Consider the following 14,362-nt stretch of genomic DNA (forward strand, 5'->3'; position numbering starts at 1 on the left):
AGGGGACCGTGCGCACCAAGCCGGTCGGGCTGCGGCTCGGGTTCGCCGGCGACCAGTTCGGCTACGCGCTCGACCTGGGCCTGCCGATCCCCGGCAACACGGAGTTCAACCTCGACCCCGAGTTCAAGCGGGAGTCGCTGTGGACCGGCCCGGTGCTCGAGCTGGCCGCGCTGCTGGCCGACCGGCACAACGGCACCCTCCGCGCCCGCGACGACGACGGCGCTGGGGTGCGCCGCGGCCGATCCGGCTCACCGACAGCATGCTCATCGAGTCCGCGTCGCCGGAGGTGCTGGTGCTCCGCGAGCGGATCCGGTCGTGGCGGTTCTACGACCAGTTCCGCACCGACGCGAACGCGCCCGCCCGGGCGAGCCGCATCCGCACCCCGGTGCTCGACCACGAGGGCGCCGACCTGCCCGCGGCCCTCCAGACGATCCGCGAGACGGGCGACGCCGCGGCCCTCGACGCCGCGGTCGCGGACGCCTTCCCCGGCGCCCGGGTGGAGATCGCCAACCATGACACCCGCTTCGGCCTGCGCTTCTTCCAGCGCGGCCTGCTCCGCCCGCTCGACGCGGCGGAGCTGTCCGACGGGACGCTGCGCTACCTCCTCTGGGTCGCGGCGCTGCTGACCCCGCGCCCGCCGGAGCTCCTGGTCCTGAACGAGCCGGAGACGAGCCTGCACCCGGACCTGCTCGTGCCGCTGGCCGCCCTGGTCACCACCGCGGCGGAGCGCACCCAGCTGATCGTCGTGACCCACGCACTCCCGCTGATCCGCGCGACAGAGGCCATCGCCGACGAGCGGGCGACGGCCCTCGCGGCGACCCTCACGACGACCCTCACGCTGACCAAGGCGATGAGCGAGACCACCCTCGACGGCCAGGGCCGGCTGGACGTGCCGTCCTGGCACTGGCCCAAGCGCTGAGCCACCCGCGCCTCGATTTCCGAACGGGCGCGTCGTGATGTCCAATGGACGTCCACGGGCAGCACTGGAGCGCTCATGAACCGGATCGCGGACCGCCTCGGCCTCAGGGTGCGGCGACCGCGGATGGCCGCTTTCCTCGCGGCCGTGCTGCTGGGTGCGGTGCTGGCCTCGCTCGGGCTGGGGTGGCAGCAGGACCCGCCGCCGGAGGGTCGGGCGGCGGACCGACGGTCGCCGATCGTGTCGTCCGGTGGGGTGACGGCCAGGCCGACCACTCCGACCACGGTGGCCAAGCCGGCCGGGCCGCCGGGCCGGTCGTGTGCCGAGGTCGCCGCCGGGCTGACCCCGCGCCAGCGGCTCGCGCAGCTGCTCATGGTCGGGGTGGACCCGAGCCGGGTCGAGCCGGCGATCGAGCTCGCCGGTTCGGTCGGCATCGGGGGGATCTTCCTCGGTGGCAACGACACCGCGCTGCTGGTCGACAACCGGCTCGCCGCGGTGCGCGCGGCCGCCGCGGTGCCGCTCGCGGTGAGCGTCGACGACGAGGGCGGCCGGGTGCAGCGGGTCGACCGGCTGGACGGCTCGGTGCCGAGCGCCAGGATGATGGCCGCGAGCATGACCGTCGAGGACGTGCACGCGCTCGCCCGGGACCGGGGCGCGGCGTTGCGGGCCCGCGGCGTCACCATCGACTTCGCACCGGTCGTGGACGTCACCGAGCAGCCGGACGACGACGTCATCGGCGACCGGTCCTTCGGCTCGGATCCGGCGGTCGTGACCCGGTACGCGGGCGCCTTCGCCCAGGGGCTGTCCGAAGGCGGCGTGCTACCGGTGGTGAAGCACTTCCCGGGGCACGGCCACGCGTCGGGCGACTCACACGTGTCGGCGGTGACCACGCCGGGCCTCGCCGACCTGCGGAAGGTCGACCTCGTCCCGTACCGGCAGCTCCTCGGGGCGCGGCCGACGGCCGTGATGGTGGGACACATGGACGTCCCGGGGCTCACCGGCGGGCGCCCGGCGTCGCTGAGCCCGGCGACCTACCAGCTGCTGCGCGGCGAGTTCTCCTTCAACGGTGTCGTGCTCACCGACGATCTCGGCGGCATGCAGGCGGTGTCCGGCCGCTACCCGCTGCCGCAGGCGGTGCTGACCGCGCTCACGTCCGGCGCCGACATCGCCTTCTGGTCCTCCGGCGAGCGGGTCGAGGAGGTGCTCGGCGTGCTGGAGCGCGCGCTCGCGGACCACCGGCTCCCGGCCGAGCGGGTGAACGTGGCTCTCGGTCGGGTCCTCCGCGCGAAGGCGGCGTGCACGGGGTAGCGCTCAGCCGCGAGCGGGCTCGTCCCGTGGGGCGGACGCACGCCGGAGGTGGGTCCAGGTGTGCAGGTTCGCCGGCGGGTACCAGCCGGGCACGGCGGCGGACAACCGGCGGTGCGCGGACAGCGCGCGGTGGCACCGGTCGTGCCAGTCCTCGACGGGGGTGGGGCCCGACCGCAAGGCGGACCACAGGGTCAGCTGGGCGCTCAGCGAGTGGCGGAACGCCGACACCTCCGGCCGGGGCGTGCTCGTCAGGTCGGTCAGCGGGCGGCCGGCGCATTCGTGGCAGTCGCAGCGCCAGGACGGGGTCAGCCGGCCCAGCGAGTCCAGCGGGTGGTGGCCCATCAGCGGCGGCACGAACGCGGCCAGCGCCGGGAGGTGCGCGGCGGTGCGCGCCGGGCGGGGTGGGACGTGGCGCAGGTGGGTGGTCGTGCCGATGGCGGCCGCGTGGGCGCCGTGGACCAGCGCGCCGACCGCCGAGACGTCCGAGCGCAGGAGCAGGACCGGGACCGACGCGGTGAGCAGCTCCAGGAAGCCGCGGACCAGGTAGCGGACACCGAACGGGTCGCGGGCGTGCTCGATCGCCACGGCGACCGGGACGCCGTACCGGTCGAGCTCGGCCACGACGCCGGCGACCGAGTGCTCGAACCAGCGGGCGGCCAGCGGCAGCATCGCGACGACCGGGCCGGGCTGGCGCGCGGCTTCCGACAGCACTCGGTGCAGGCCGCGCCAGTCGTGGGCGGCGAGGTAGCCCGAGTCGGTGAGCGCGACCAGGCCCAGGTCGTGCTGCTCGGCGGTCCACGACCCGCGCACGCCCGCCCGCGCCGCCGTGCGCCTGCGCCCCGAGTAGCGGTTCGCGTCGCACAGGATGGGGCCGGTGAAGCCGTGCCCGCGCAACGCCTCCACGGTCGGCCGCGGCATCCGGCCGGTCAGCACCAGACCCGTGCCGTGCGCGCTCGCGACGCGGGCGGCGTTCTTCGCCTGTCCGGGACGGCACTGCACCAGCAGCCGACCCGATAACTCGCCAATGGTGTCCCCGACCATGTACACACGGTGCAGCCTCGGCATTCCCGCTGTCACCAGGTCTCATCCGATTGCCGAGCGGCTCCGTCCGGATGGTTGAGGAGCGGTAGCCCTGCGCGTACTTTGCCCGCCCCCAAGGGGGCAACCGGCGACTCTCAGCTTGCTCTCGACTACTTAACGTGTTCGCTGCTGTCTCGCACGACGAGGTCCGTCGCCAGCTCGACCCGGGGGCTGTCCGGCTGCTCGCCTCGCGCGAGCCGCAGCACGGTCCGCGCCGCCAGCATGCCCATCTCGGTCAGCGGCTGCCGAACGGTGGTCAGCGGCGGCGACGACCAGCGTGCCTCCGGGAGGTCGTCGAAGCCCACGACGCTCACGTCGTCCGGCACCCGCAGCCCACGCTGGCGCAGCCCCTCGTACACGCCGAGCGCCATCTGGTCGCTCGCGGCGAAGATCGCGGTCGGCGGCTTGCGCAGGTCCATCAGCTCGCCCGCGCCCTTGAACCCGGACTCGTGGTAGAAGTCGCCCGGCCGGATCAGCGCGTCGTCGATCGGAATGCCGGCGGCGTCGAGCGCGGCGCGGTAGCCGTCGAGCCGGGCCCGGCTGCACAGCAGCGCGGGCGGCCCGGTGATGTGACCGATCCGGCGGTGCCCCAACGAGATCAGGTGCTGGGTGGCCGCCATGCCGCCGGCCCAGTTCGTGGCGCCGATCGTCGGCACGTCCAGCGCGGGCCCGCCCGCCGGGTCGATCACCACGGTCGGCACGTTGAGCCTGCGCAGCTCCGCCTCGTGCGCGGGCTGCAGCGTGGAGAGCACCAGGATGACCCCGTCGGACGCCCGGGTGCGCAGGTTCTCCAGCCACTTGCGGGTCGCGCCGGAGTGCCGGTGCACCGCGCTGACCACCGTGCCGAGCGCCGCCGCGTGCGCCACGTCCTCGACCCCGCGGATGATCTCCACCGCCCACGGGCTGTCCAGGTCGTTGAACACCAGGTCGATCAGGCCGGCGCTGTCCCGCTTGCGGGACGCCCGCCGCTGGTAGCCGTGCTGCTGCAGCAGCGCCTCGATGCGGGCGCGGGTCTGCGGGGACACGTCCGAGCGACCGTTCAGCACCCGCGACACCGTGGGCACCGAGACGCCGGCCTCCTCGGCGATCACGGTGATCGTGACCTTCCGTTCACCCACCCGCACTCCCTAGAACTCCGAAACTTTCGGAAAGCCTACCTGCTGCCGACCCCCGCGAGCCCGGCGATGAGCCAGCGGCGCGCCACCAGGTACAGGACGAACACCGGCAACGCCGTGAGCATGACGGCCATCATCATCGCCGGCAGGTTGATCTGGAACTCGTTCCGGTAGTTCTGCAGGCCGAGCGTGAGCACCCGGCGGCTCGGGTCCTGGGTGAGGATCAGCGGGAACAGGAACTGGTTCCACGCACCGAGCGCGCTGTACGTGCCGACCGCGGCGATCGCGCCCCGCGACATCGGGACCACCAGCTGCCACAAGATCCGGAACGGTCCGGCGCCGTCCACCGTCATCGCGTCGTACAGCTCGCCCGACACGTCGCGCAGCGAGCCGGCCAGCACCAGGATCACGAGCGGCAGCCCGAACGCGACGGTCGGCAGGATGATCGCGGTCAGCGAGTCGTACAGCTGCATCCGGTTGATGATCAGGAAGAGCGGGATGATCGTCGCCTGCGCGGGGATGGCCAGGCCGAACAGGAAGATCCGGAACGCGGCGCTCGCGAGCCAGCTGGTCGACCGGACGATCGCATACGCGGCCGGGACCGCGATCACCAGCGTGAGCGCCACGCACGCCACGGTGACGATCACGGTGTTGACCAGGTACTGGACGAAGTCCTGGTTCAGCACCTCGACGAGGTTGTCCATGGTGAGCGCGCTGGGCAGCGCGATCGGGCCGTGGTCCAGGAAGTCGTCGCGGGTCTGCAGGCTCCACGAGATCATCGTGTAGATCGGCACGCCGACGACCACCAGCCACACCGCCGCGAAACTTCCGGCGACCCAGTTCGGCCGTTCCGTTCGGCTGGTGCCGCGTACCACCCGCTGGCTCACATGCCCTCCAGGGTGGACCGCATCTTCGCGAACCCCGAGAACTTGACGATCACCAGTGAGACCGCGGTGGCCACCACGACCAGCACGGTCGCGATCGCGGACGCGTAGCCGAACTGGAAGGACCGGAAGCCCTGGATGTACATCTCGAACGGGAGGATGTACGTCGAGGTGCCTGGACCGCCGTTGGTGAGCAGCAGCACCGTCTCGAAGAAGGTCAGCGAGCCGACCACCATGATCGTCGACGACGTGATGATCGTGTTGCGCAGCTGCGGCAACGTGATGTGCCAGAACATGTCCCACCGGTTCGCCCCGTCCACGGTGGCCGCGTCGTACAGCACCTGCGGGATGTTGCGGGCCGCCGCCTGGTAGAGCAGCGTGTGGAACGGGATGAACTGCCAGCCGACCACGAACACGATCGCGGCGAGCGCCCCGGAGCCGGTGCCGAGGATGTTGCGGAACGGGCCCATCTCGGCTGCCAGCCCGTAGTACGGGTCGAGCAGCCGGTTCCACATCAGCGCCACCGCCGCGCTGGACAGGAGCAGCGGCAGGAAGAAGATCGACGACAGGATCGCCCGGTTGCGCTGCGGCCCGGCCGCCCACACGCCGATCAGCAGCGCCATCGGCGTCTGGGTGGCCCAGCCGAGCACGGTGAAGATCAACGTGGTTTGCGTGGCGTCGAGGATCCGCTGGTCGGAGAACAGCCGGACCCAGTTGTCGAACCCCGCGATCTCCGGGTTCCCGATACCGGCCCACTCGGTGAAGGACAGGTACACCACCAGCACGAGCGGGAACGCCGCGAAGAAGCCGAAGAACAGCCCCGCCGGCAGCAGGTACCAGACACTCGGCCGGCTCGTCACCGGCCGGACCGGCACCCGCGGCTTGGCTGCCGCGGGTGCCCGCCTGGGCGGCGACTCGGTGGCGACCACTACCCGGCGTCCTCGTTCGCCTTGACGAAGCCCTCCGCGTCGAGCTCGCCGATGAACACCTTGGCCAGCGCGTCCAGCATGGGCTGGGCGAGGTTGCGCTCGATCGCCTGGTCCCAGGACAGCTGGAAGCTCGGCGCGTCGTTGACCATGCTGTACACCAGCTCGGCGAACGCGGGGTCGGTCGCCTTGTCCATCCGCGGCTCGAGGTCGGTGACCGCCGGCACGTCGCCCGCCTTCAGCCAGTCGTCGACGTAGGCGTCCGAGGACATCTCGGTGCGCAGGAACTCCAGCGCGGCGTCCACATTGGACGACGCCTTCGAGACCGAGAAGTAGTTGGTCGGGTTGCCCACGATCGCCTTCGGGTTGCCCGCCCCGCCGTCCACCACCGGGAAGTCGGTGAAGCCGAGGTCGTTCTTCGCGTACTCCGGCTGGTCCTGCACCTGGTTCGTGTACTCCCACGAGCCCATCAGGTGCATGGCCGCCTTGCCCTGCGCGATGAGCGTCGACGCGCCGGCGCCGTCCCAGCGCACCGAGGCGAAGCTGTCCCCGAAACCGCCGCGTTGCACCAGGTCGGAGATCATCGTGATCGCCTTCGTGACCGCGGGGTCGCGCCACGCGCCCTGCTCACCGGCGGCGATCCGGCTGAACACGTCCGGCCCGCCGACCCGGTCCACAAGGTACTCCGGCCAGACCAGCTCGGTCCACGAGTCGCCGCCGGCCAGCGCGAACGGGATGATCCCCGCGGCCTTGATCTTGTCCACGGCGGACAGCAGCTCGTTCCACGTCGTGGGTGGCTGGAGCTTCAAGTCGCGGAAGACCTTCTTGTTGTAGAACAGGATGATCGGCTGCATGCCGCGGGCCGGGATGCCGTAGTACTTGCCGTCGATCATGCCGGCTTCCAGCACGGACGGGATGAAGCTGTCCTTCCACGCCTTGTCCTTGTCGAGGTGCGGGGTGAGGTCGACCAGCAGGTCGTCCCGGGCGTAGGTGCGGATGCTGCCGCCGCCCCAGTTGTAGAACACGTCCGGCGCGTCGTCGGTGCCCATCGCGACGTGCAGCTTGTCCCGGTAGCCGTCGTTGCCGGTGGACACCAGCTGCGCCTTGACGTCGGAGGTCTTGTTGAACCGCTCGAGCGCCGCGCGGTGCGCGACGTTCTGGGCCTCCTCCTGGATCACCCACACCTGGATCTTGCCGCCGTCGCCACCACCACCGCCGGTGGTGTCGGTGCCGCAGCCGACCAGGCCCGCGCCGACCCCGGCGCCGACGAGGCCGAGGAAGCTTCTCCTGGGGATCCGATAGCTGGACATGAGCCGCGCCTTTCCACGAAGTGGCGAAGGCGCCGGGGCTCGCCGACGGCAATCGCCCCAGCGCGATCAACATGCCGCAAAGTTTCGGTCAATACTCGGTAGTTGCGACGAGCTTGTGAGCAGGCTACGACCGACGAGTTGCAGCGTCAATCCCTTGATGTCGGCATATCTCAGGGATAGCGTGATTCGCAAGATTCCGGAAAGTTTCGGAACATGACAGGAGGGACTCCGGCATGCATGAGGCCCTCGAGGTGTGGCGGGACCCGGGTCGTCCGGTCGGCGAGCGGGTCGCCGACCTGCTCGCCCGGATGACGCTGTCGGAGAAGGTCGCCCAGCTGTACGGGGTCTGGCTCGGTTCGTCCGAGATGGACGGCGCGGCCGACGGCGAGGTGGCGCCGTTCCAGCACGAGCTGGTCGACCCGACGATCGACTGGCCGGAGCTGATCAAGCACGGGCTCGGCCAGCTGACCCGCCCGCTCGGCTCGGCGCCGGTGACACCGGTGGCCGGCACCACCCGGCTGGCCGGGATGCAGGCGGAGATCATGGCCGCCGGCCGGTTCGGCATTCCCGCGGTCGTCCACGAGGAGTGCCTGTCCGGCCTGATGGCGTGGGGCGCGACGGTCTACCCGACGCCGCTGGCCTGGGGCGCGACGTTCGACGACTCGCTCGTCGAGGAGATGGCCACCCAGATCGGCACGGCCATGCGCGGGCTCGGCGTGCACCAGGGGCTGGCGCCGGTGCTGGACGTGACCCGGGACGTGCGCTGGGGGCGGACCGAGGAGACGATCAGCGAGGACCCGTACCTGGTCGCGACCGTCGGCGCCGCCTACGTGCGCGGGCTGCAGTCGACCGGGCTCGTGGCCACCCTGAAGCACTTCGTCGGCTACTCCGCCTCGCGCGCCGGCCGCAACTTCGCACCGGTCGGGGCCGGTCCGCGCGAGCTCGCCGACGTGCTGCTGCCGCCGTTCCTGCACGCCGTGCGGTCCGGGGCGCGGTCGGTCATGCACTCCTACGCCGACGTCGACGGGATGCCGCCGGCCGCGGACGGCTCGCTGCTCACCGGGCTCCTGCGCGAGGAGTGGGGGTTCGACGGCACGGTGGTGTCCGACTACTTCGCCGTCACGTTCGTCGAGACGCTGCACCGGCTCGCGGCCGATCCCGCGGGGGCGGCCGGCCTGGCGCTGTCCGCGGGCGTGGACGTCGAGCTGCCGACCGTGCGCTGCTACGGCCCCCCGCTGATCGACGCGGTGGCGGCGGGCGCGGTCGAGGAGTCTCTTGTGGACCGTGCGGCGTCCAGGGTGCTGGCGCAGAAGTGCGAGCTGGGGCTGCTCGACCCGACCTGGGCGCCGGCTGCCGTCGACGGCAGGACGACGCTGGACCCGCCGCCGGCGCGGGCGCTGGCCCGGCGGATCGCCGAGGAGTCGGTGGTGCTGCTGACCAACGACGGCACCCTGCCGCTGAGCCGCGAGCCGCGGGTGGCGCTGGTCGGGCCGCAGGCGGACACGGCATCGGCGATGCTCGGCTGCTACACCTTTCCCAGCCACGTCGGCAGCCAGCACCCGGCGATGCCGGTGGGCGTGGAGATCCCGACCCTGCTGGACGCGCTGGCCGGGCAGCAGCCGAAGCTGGAGTACGCCCCCGGGTGCGGGGTCGACGATCCCGGCACCGGCGGGTTCGGGCTCGCGGTGGCCGCCGCCGAGCGGGCGGACGTGTGCGTCGTGGCGCTCGGCGACCGTGCCGGGCTGTTCGGCCGCGGCACGTCCGGCGAGGGCTGTGACGTCCTCGACCTGCGGCTTCCGGGTGTGCAGGCGGACCTGCTGGAGGCGGTACTGGCCACCGGGACGCCGGTCGTGCTGGTGCTGCTGACCGGCCGGCCGTACGCGCTCGGCGCCTACGCCGGCCGGGTCGCGGCGATCGTGCAGGCGTTCTTCCCCGGCGAGGAGGGTGCCCCGGCGGTGGCCGGGGTGCTGACCGGGCGGGTCGAACCGGCCGGGCGGCTGCCGGTGAGCGTGCCGGCGTCGCCGTTCGGCCAGCCGTTCGGGTACCTGGTGCCGATGCTCGGCCGGCACAACGACGCCAGCTCGGTGGACCCGACCCCGCTGTTCCCGTTCGGCCACGGTCTGTCCTATTCGGACTACTCCTGGACGGACGTCGCGTGCTCCGCCGAGGAGATCCGCACCGACGGGGAGGTGTCGGTGGCCGTGACGGTGACCAACACCGGGACCCGCGCCGGCGCCGACGTCGTCCAGCTGTACCTGCACGACCCGGTCGCCCAGGTCACCCGGCCCGTGGTCCGGCTGATCGGGTACGCGAAGGTGCGGCTCGCGCCGGGGGAGGCCCGGCGGGTGGCGTTCCGGGTGCCGGCCGCCGCGGCGGCGTTCACCGGGCGGGCCGGGCACCGGGTGGTCGAGCCGGGCGCGCTGGAGCTTCGGCTGTCCTCGTCCAGTGCGGTGGTGCGGGAGGCGGTGCCGGTGCGGCTGGTCGGGCCGGAAGTTCCGGTCGACCCGGTCGAGTTCGCCACGGTTGCCGCTACCGTGCAGTGATGGCTGAGATCCTCGACAGCGCGATCGTCGGCACCGGCACGATCGCCGGCTTCCACGCGGCGAGCCTCGAGCGGCTGGGGCGGTCCCGGATCGTGGCGGCCACCGACATCGACGCCGACGCGCTGGCCGCGTTCGGCGCGAAGTGGTCGGTGCCGCGGCTCTACCCGGACCTCGACGCGTTGCTGGCGGCCGAGGCGCCGGACCTGGTGCACCTGTGCACGCCACCGGGCCTGCACGCGCCCCAGGCGATGGCCGCGCTGGGGCGCGGGTCGTCGGTGCTGTGCGAGAAGCCGCCGGTACTGAGCCTGGCCGAGCTGGACGCGGTCGAGGCGGCGGCGTCGGCGGGCGGGGCGTTCTTCGCGACGGTGTTCCAGCACCGGTTCGGCAGCGGCGCGGCGACGTTGCGCGGGCTGGTCGGCGACCCCCGGCTGGGGCGGCCGACCGCGGCGGTGTGCCACACGCTGTGGTTCCGGCCCGACGAGTACTTCGCGGTGCCGTGGCGCGGCAGCTTCGAGGTCGAGGGTGGCGGGCCGACGATGGGGCACGGGATCCACCAGTTCGACCTGCTGCTCTCGATTCTCGGGGAGTGGCGCGAGGTGGTGGCGGTGGCCGCGCGACAGGCGAAGCCGACGGCCACCGAGGACCTGTCGTGCGCGATCGTGACGTTCGCGAACGGGGCGGTGGCGACCGTGGTGAACAGCGTGGTGTCCCCGCGGGAGGCGAGCTACCTTCGGTTCGACTTCGAGCACGCGACGGTCGAGCTGGACCACGTGTACGGCTACGGCGACGAGGACTGGACGGTCACCGCGGCGCCCGGGCGCGCCGACGCCGTCGCGGAGGCATGGGACTCGGGGCCGACCGGGGTGCGCAGCGGTCACGACGCCCAGCTGGCGGTGGTGCTGGACGCGCTGTCCTCCGGCGCGGTCCCGCCGGTGTCGCTCGTGGACACCCGGCGGACCGTCGAGCTGATCGCGGCGATCTACGCGTCCGCGTTCACCGGCCGGCGGATCATGCGCGGCGAGCTGGGGCCGGACTCGCCGTTCTACCAACGGATGGACGGGACGGGGGCGCCATGGGCATGACGGTCGTCGAGGACCCGGAGTCGCTGCGGATCTCCTGGGAGGGCACGGAGCTGGCGCGGTACGTGTTCGCCCCGTGGGACGCGCAGGTCGAGTCGCCCCGGCCGTACCTGCACCCGCTGCGGACCCTCGGCGGCGACGTGGTGTCGCTGTACCGGCCGCACGACCACGTGTGGCACAAGGGGATCGCGTGGTCGCTGCCGCACGTGGGCCCGGCCAACTTCTGGGGCGGCCCGACCTTCCGCCGCGACGTGGGCTACGAGCAGCTCGCCAACAACGGGACGACGCGCCACCAGTCGTTCTCGTCGGTCTCGGCGTCCGGGTCGGCCGTGACGCTGGCCGAGGAGCTGGTGTGGGAGACCGAGCAGGGCGACAAGTGGTTCGCCGAGTGGCGCGACCTGTCGTTCACCGTGGTTCCCGGCGGCTGGGCGCTGCGCTTCGCGACGTCGTTCACCAACGTGTCCGCCGACGAGATCGTGATCGGCAGCCCGACCACTGCGGGCCGCCCCAACGCCGGCTACGGCGGCCTGTTCTGGCGCGGCCCCCGCTCCTTCACCGGCGGCGAGGTCCTCGTGCCCGGCGGGTCGGGCGGCGACGAGCTGATGGGCGTCCGCGCGCCGTGGCTGGCCTTCCGCGGCCGGCACGACGACCACGGCCGCGTCTCGACCCTGGTGTTCGTCGCGGAGGGCGACACGCGGTGGTTCGTGCGCTCCCAGCCGTTCGCGTGCGTGTGCCCGGCCCCGTTCTTCGACACGGAGGTCCCGGTGGCCCCCGACGAGACCCTGACCTTCCGCTACACGGTGATCGTCGCCGACGGCTCGCCCGATCCCGCCGGCCTGGTCGCTACCGCGCCAGGTGGTCCCGGATCGCCGTCATAACCTGGGCGATCCGCTCGCGCACCGCCTCGTCGGTCACGACGCCGCCGTCACCGATCGTGTCGCGGCTGACCGGGATCCGGCCGCTCGCCCGCGTGATCACGTCGGTGCTCAGGTAGCCCAGCACTATCGCGAGGGACTCGTGGGCCTTGTCGCCGCGGGGTTCGGGCGCCACGTTGATCCAGGCGACCGGCATGCCGTACATCTCGGCGCCGCCGACGGTCCAGTCCAGGAGGTTCTTGAAGCTGCCGGGCAGGGCGCCCGCGTACTCGGGGGTGCTGAACAGGACCGCGTCGGCGGCGCCGAGCGCGCGGCGGAGGTCGGCCACCACCGGCGGGAGCGCGTCGCCGTCGTCGTCGGGGTTGAAGGCCGGCAGGTCCGCGAGGCCGGTCCAGACGGTCGCCCGCAGGCCGGGCGGGGCGAGCTCGGCCGCGGTGCGCAGGGCGGCGGAGTTCGTCGAGGCGGTGCGGGTGCTGCCGGAGATCAGCAGGACCTCAGTCATCGAGCTCCTCCAGGGTTCGCTCGGCGATGGCGAAAGCCGCGTTGCCGGCCGGCACGCCCGCGTAGACCGACGTGTGCAGCAGTACCTCCGCGATCTCCGCCCGGGTCAGGCCGTTGAGCAGCGCCGCGCGGACGTGCATCGGGATCTCGTCGTGGCACTTCAGGGCGACCAGCGCGGTCAGCGTGATCACGCTGCGGGTCCGCCGGTCCAGGCCCGGCCTGGTCCACACCGCGCCCCACGCCGACTCGGTGATGAAGTCCTGGAACGGACGGGTGAAGTCGGTGGTCCCGGCCACCGCGCGGGCCACGTGCTCGTCGCCGAGCACCGCGCGGCGCACCTCCATGCCGGCGGTGCGCCGGGACCGCAGGTGGCTCAGGACCAGCGCGGTGAACTCCGCGGGCCGCTCGACGTTGCCCAGGTGCGCCGCGCCCGCGACGATCTCCAGCCGGGCGTCGGGGATCGCGGCGGCGATGCGGCGGGCGTGCTCCGGCGGGGTCGCCTGGTCCTGGTCGCCGGCGATCACCAGGGTCGGCGCGGCGACCGCCGCCAGCTTGTCCACTATGGACATCGTCTCGATGGCGGTGCAGCAGGAGGCGTAGCCCTCGGCGTCCGTGCCGGCGACCATCTCGTGCAGCCACGCCGACAGCGAGGGGTTCGCCGCGCGCCCGGCGTGGGTGAGCCAGCGGCCCACCGCGGCGTCCGCCAAGCTGTCCATCCCGGACTCGCGGGCGGCGCGGGCCCGGTCGACCCACATCTCGCGCGGGCCCAGCTCGGCCGAGGTGCAGCACAGGACGAGCCGGTCCAGCCGCTCCGGCGCGTTGATCCCGAGCCACATCCCGGTCATGCCGCCGAGCGACAGCCCGACCAGCGACACCCGGGGCAGCTCGAGCCGGTCGAGCAGCGCGACCAGGTCCGCGCCCAGTTCGGGCAGCGAGTACGGCCCGGCCGGCGCGGGGGACCGGCCGTGCCCGCGGTGGTCGTAGCGCACCACCCGGAAACCCGCCGCCAGCAACGGCTCCACCTGCGGGTCCCACATGCGCAGGTCGCTCCCGAGGGAGCCGGCCAGCACCACCGCGGGCGCGCCGGCCGGCCCGACCACCTCGTGGTGCACGTCGACGGTCATGGCTGCTCCGCCTCCCCGGAATTAACCCTCGTGGTCACCGTGCGTTGGCGCCGTCCAGTTCGGCACGTACCGGTGGCCGGGTCGCGTCCCGTTCCCCTTGGGTGCGGTTGGCCGGCAGGCGGTTCGTGCAGGTTCCGGGCTGCTCGACTAGCTGAGGTTGACACAAGGGGTGTCATCGTTCCTCCTCGTCAGGTTCGTGTGCGGCCAGGGCGCGGTCGACGAACACGTCCGCCGCGCCCAGGTAGCCGGACGGGTCCAGCAGCTCCTGGGCCCGCTCGCGGGAGAGCCCGAGCGCGGGATGCGCCGCGAGCCGCGCGGCCAGGTCGCCGCCTGCCCGGACGCACTCGGCCACCGCGTCGTGCGCGACCAGCCGGCCCACCTCGGCGGCGAGCGCGGTCGTGACCCGCTCGGCCATCAGCGCGCCGCCGGTCCGGTCGAGGTTCTCCCGCATGCGGTCCGGACGCACGGCCAGCCGGTCGAGGCTCGCCCGCAGCCACCACACCGCGGAACCCGTGCAGCGCAACAGCTCCCGCAGCGGCTGCCACTCGGCGTGCCACGCCCCGGCCGCCCGCTGGTGCTCGTGCGCCATCGCGCCCAGCAGCGTCGCCACCAGGCCCGGCGCCCGGGTCGCCGACGCCCTGGCCGAGATGGCCGCGACCGGGTTCTGCTTGTGCGGCATCGTCGACGACCCGCCGACCCCC

12 protein-coding genes and 2 pseudogenes are annotated in these 14,362 nt (G+C 72.9%); 5 read left to right on the forward strand and 9 right to left on the reverse strand.

Annotated elements, in window-relative coordinates:
* Nucleotides 1-259: 259 nt before the first annotated feature.
* Together GEV28_RS06530 and GEV28_RS06535 are read left to right on the forward strand one after the other, a co-directional pair.
* Nucleotides 260-919, forward strand: a complete 660-nt coding sequence (locus tag GEV28_RS06530) for an AAA family ATPase (protein WP_291409628.1) — start codon at nt 260-262, stop codon at nt 917-919.
* A 75-nt stretch (nt 920-994) separates the two neighbouring features.
* Nucleotides 995-2,224 carry a glycoside hydrolase family 3 N-terminal domain-containing protein gene (locus GEV28_RS06535; protein ID WP_291409630.1) on the forward strand — a complete coding sequence of 410 codons (1,230 nt, stop codon included), beginning with the start codon at nt 995-997 and terminating at the stop codon, nt 2,222-2,224.
* Nucleotides 2,225-2,227: 3 nt separating this feature from the next.
* Here GEV28_RS06535 and GEV28_RS06540 read toward each other — a convergent pair whose 3' ends face one another.
* The 5 genes from GEV28_RS06540 to GEV28_RS06560 form a co-directional block, all read right to left on the reverse strand.
* Nucleotides 2,228-3,265: a hypothetical protein gene (locus tag GEV28_RS06540; protein ID WP_291409632.1), complete on the reverse strand. Its 1,038-nt coding sequence runs from the start codon at nt 3,263-3,265 to the stop codon at nt 2,228-2,230.
* 149 nt (nt 3,266-3,414) lie between these two features.
* On the reverse strand, nt 3,415-4,422 hold the full coding sequence (locus GEV28_RS06545) for a LacI family DNA-binding transcriptional regulator (RefSeq protein ID WP_291409634.1): 1,008 nt from the start codon (nt 4,420-4,422) through the stop codon (nt 3,415-3,417).
* Nucleotides 4,423-4,457: 35 nt separating this feature from the next.
* A complete protein-coding gene (locus GEV28_RS06550) occupies nt 4,458-5,306 on the reverse strand; it encodes a carbohydrate ABC transporter permease (protein WP_291409635.1) in 849 nt (282 codons plus the stop codon).
* A complete protein-coding gene (locus GEV28_RS06555) occupies nt 5,303-6,232 on the reverse strand; it encodes a carbohydrate ABC transporter permease (protein ID WP_291409637.1) in 930 nt (309 codons plus the stop codon). The genes GEV28_RS06550 and GEV28_RS06555 overlap by 4 nt, the downstream gene beginning before the upstream one ends.
* A complete protein-coding gene (locus GEV28_RS06560) occupies nt 6,232-7,539 on the reverse strand; it encodes an extracellular solute-binding protein (protein ID WP_291409640.1) in 1,308 nt (435 codons plus the stop codon). The genes GEV28_RS06555 and GEV28_RS06560 overlap by 1 nt, the downstream gene beginning before the upstream one ends.
* 233 nt (nt 7,540-7,772) lie before the next feature.
* Between GEV28_RS06560 and GEV28_RS06565 the strand changes: the two genes are divergently transcribed.
* Genes GEV28_RS06565 through GEV28_RS06575 form a run of 3 tightly spaced genes read left to right on the forward strand, consistent with a single transcriptional unit; the run spans nt 7,773 to nt 12,039 of the window.
* A complete protein-coding gene (locus GEV28_RS06565) occupies nt 7,773-10,082 on the forward strand; it encodes a glycoside hydrolase family 3 N-terminal domain-containing protein (RefSeq protein ID WP_291409642.1) in 2,310 nt (769 codons plus the stop codon).
* Nucleotides 10,082-11,164, forward strand: a complete 1,083-nt coding sequence (locus tag GEV28_RS06570; protein WP_291409644.1) for a Gfo/Idh/MocA family oxidoreductase — start codon at nt 10,082-10,084, stop codon at nt 11,162-11,164. The genes GEV28_RS06565 and GEV28_RS06570 overlap by 1 nt, the downstream gene beginning before the upstream one ends.
* Nucleotides 11,161-12,039: a PmoA family protein gene (locus GEV28_RS06575; RefSeq protein ID WP_291409646.1), complete on the forward strand. Its 879-nt coding sequence runs from the start codon at nt 11,161-11,163 to the stop codon at nt 12,037-12,039. Before GEV28_RS06570 ends, GEV28_RS06575 begins: the two co-directional genes overlap by 4 nt.
* On the opposite strand, the gene GEV28_RS06580 is transcribed toward GEV28_RS06575, so the two are convergent.
* The 4 genes and pseudogenes from GEV28_RS06580 to GEV28_RS06595 all read right to left on the reverse strand — a co-directional run.
* Complete coding sequence (locus GEV28_RS06580; RefSeq protein ID WP_291409648.1) at nt 12,005-12,538, reverse strand: NADPH-dependent FMN reductase; 534 nt, start codon at nt 12,536-12,538, stop codon at nt 12,005-12,007. The genes GEV28_RS06575 and GEV28_RS06580 overlap by 35 nt on opposite strands.
* Nucleotides 12,531-12,881, reverse strand: a complete 351-nt coding sequence (pcaC, locus tag GEV28_RS06585) for a 4-carboxymuconolactone decarboxylase (protein ID WP_291409655.1) — start codon at nt 12,879-12,881, stop codon at nt 12,531-12,533. The genes GEV28_RS06580 and pcaC overlap by 8 nt, the downstream gene beginning before the upstream one ends.
* A gap of 12 nt (nt 12,882-12,893) precedes the next feature.
* Nucleotides 12,894-13,661: pseudogene (gene pcaD, locus GEV28_RS06590) on the reverse strand (3-oxoadipate enol-lactonase); the annotation flags it as partial.
* Nucleotides 13,662-13,833: 172 nt separating this feature from the next.
* Nucleotides 13,834-14,362, reverse strand: a pseudogene (locus GEV28_RS06595) (3-carboxy-cis,cis-muconate cycloisomerase); the annotation flags it as partial.

The sequence above is a fragment of the Actinophytocola sp. genome (assembly GCF_009379765.1).
Taxonomy (GTDB): Bacteria; Actinomycetota; Actinomycetes; order Mycobacteriales; family Pseudonocardiaceae; genus Actinophytocola.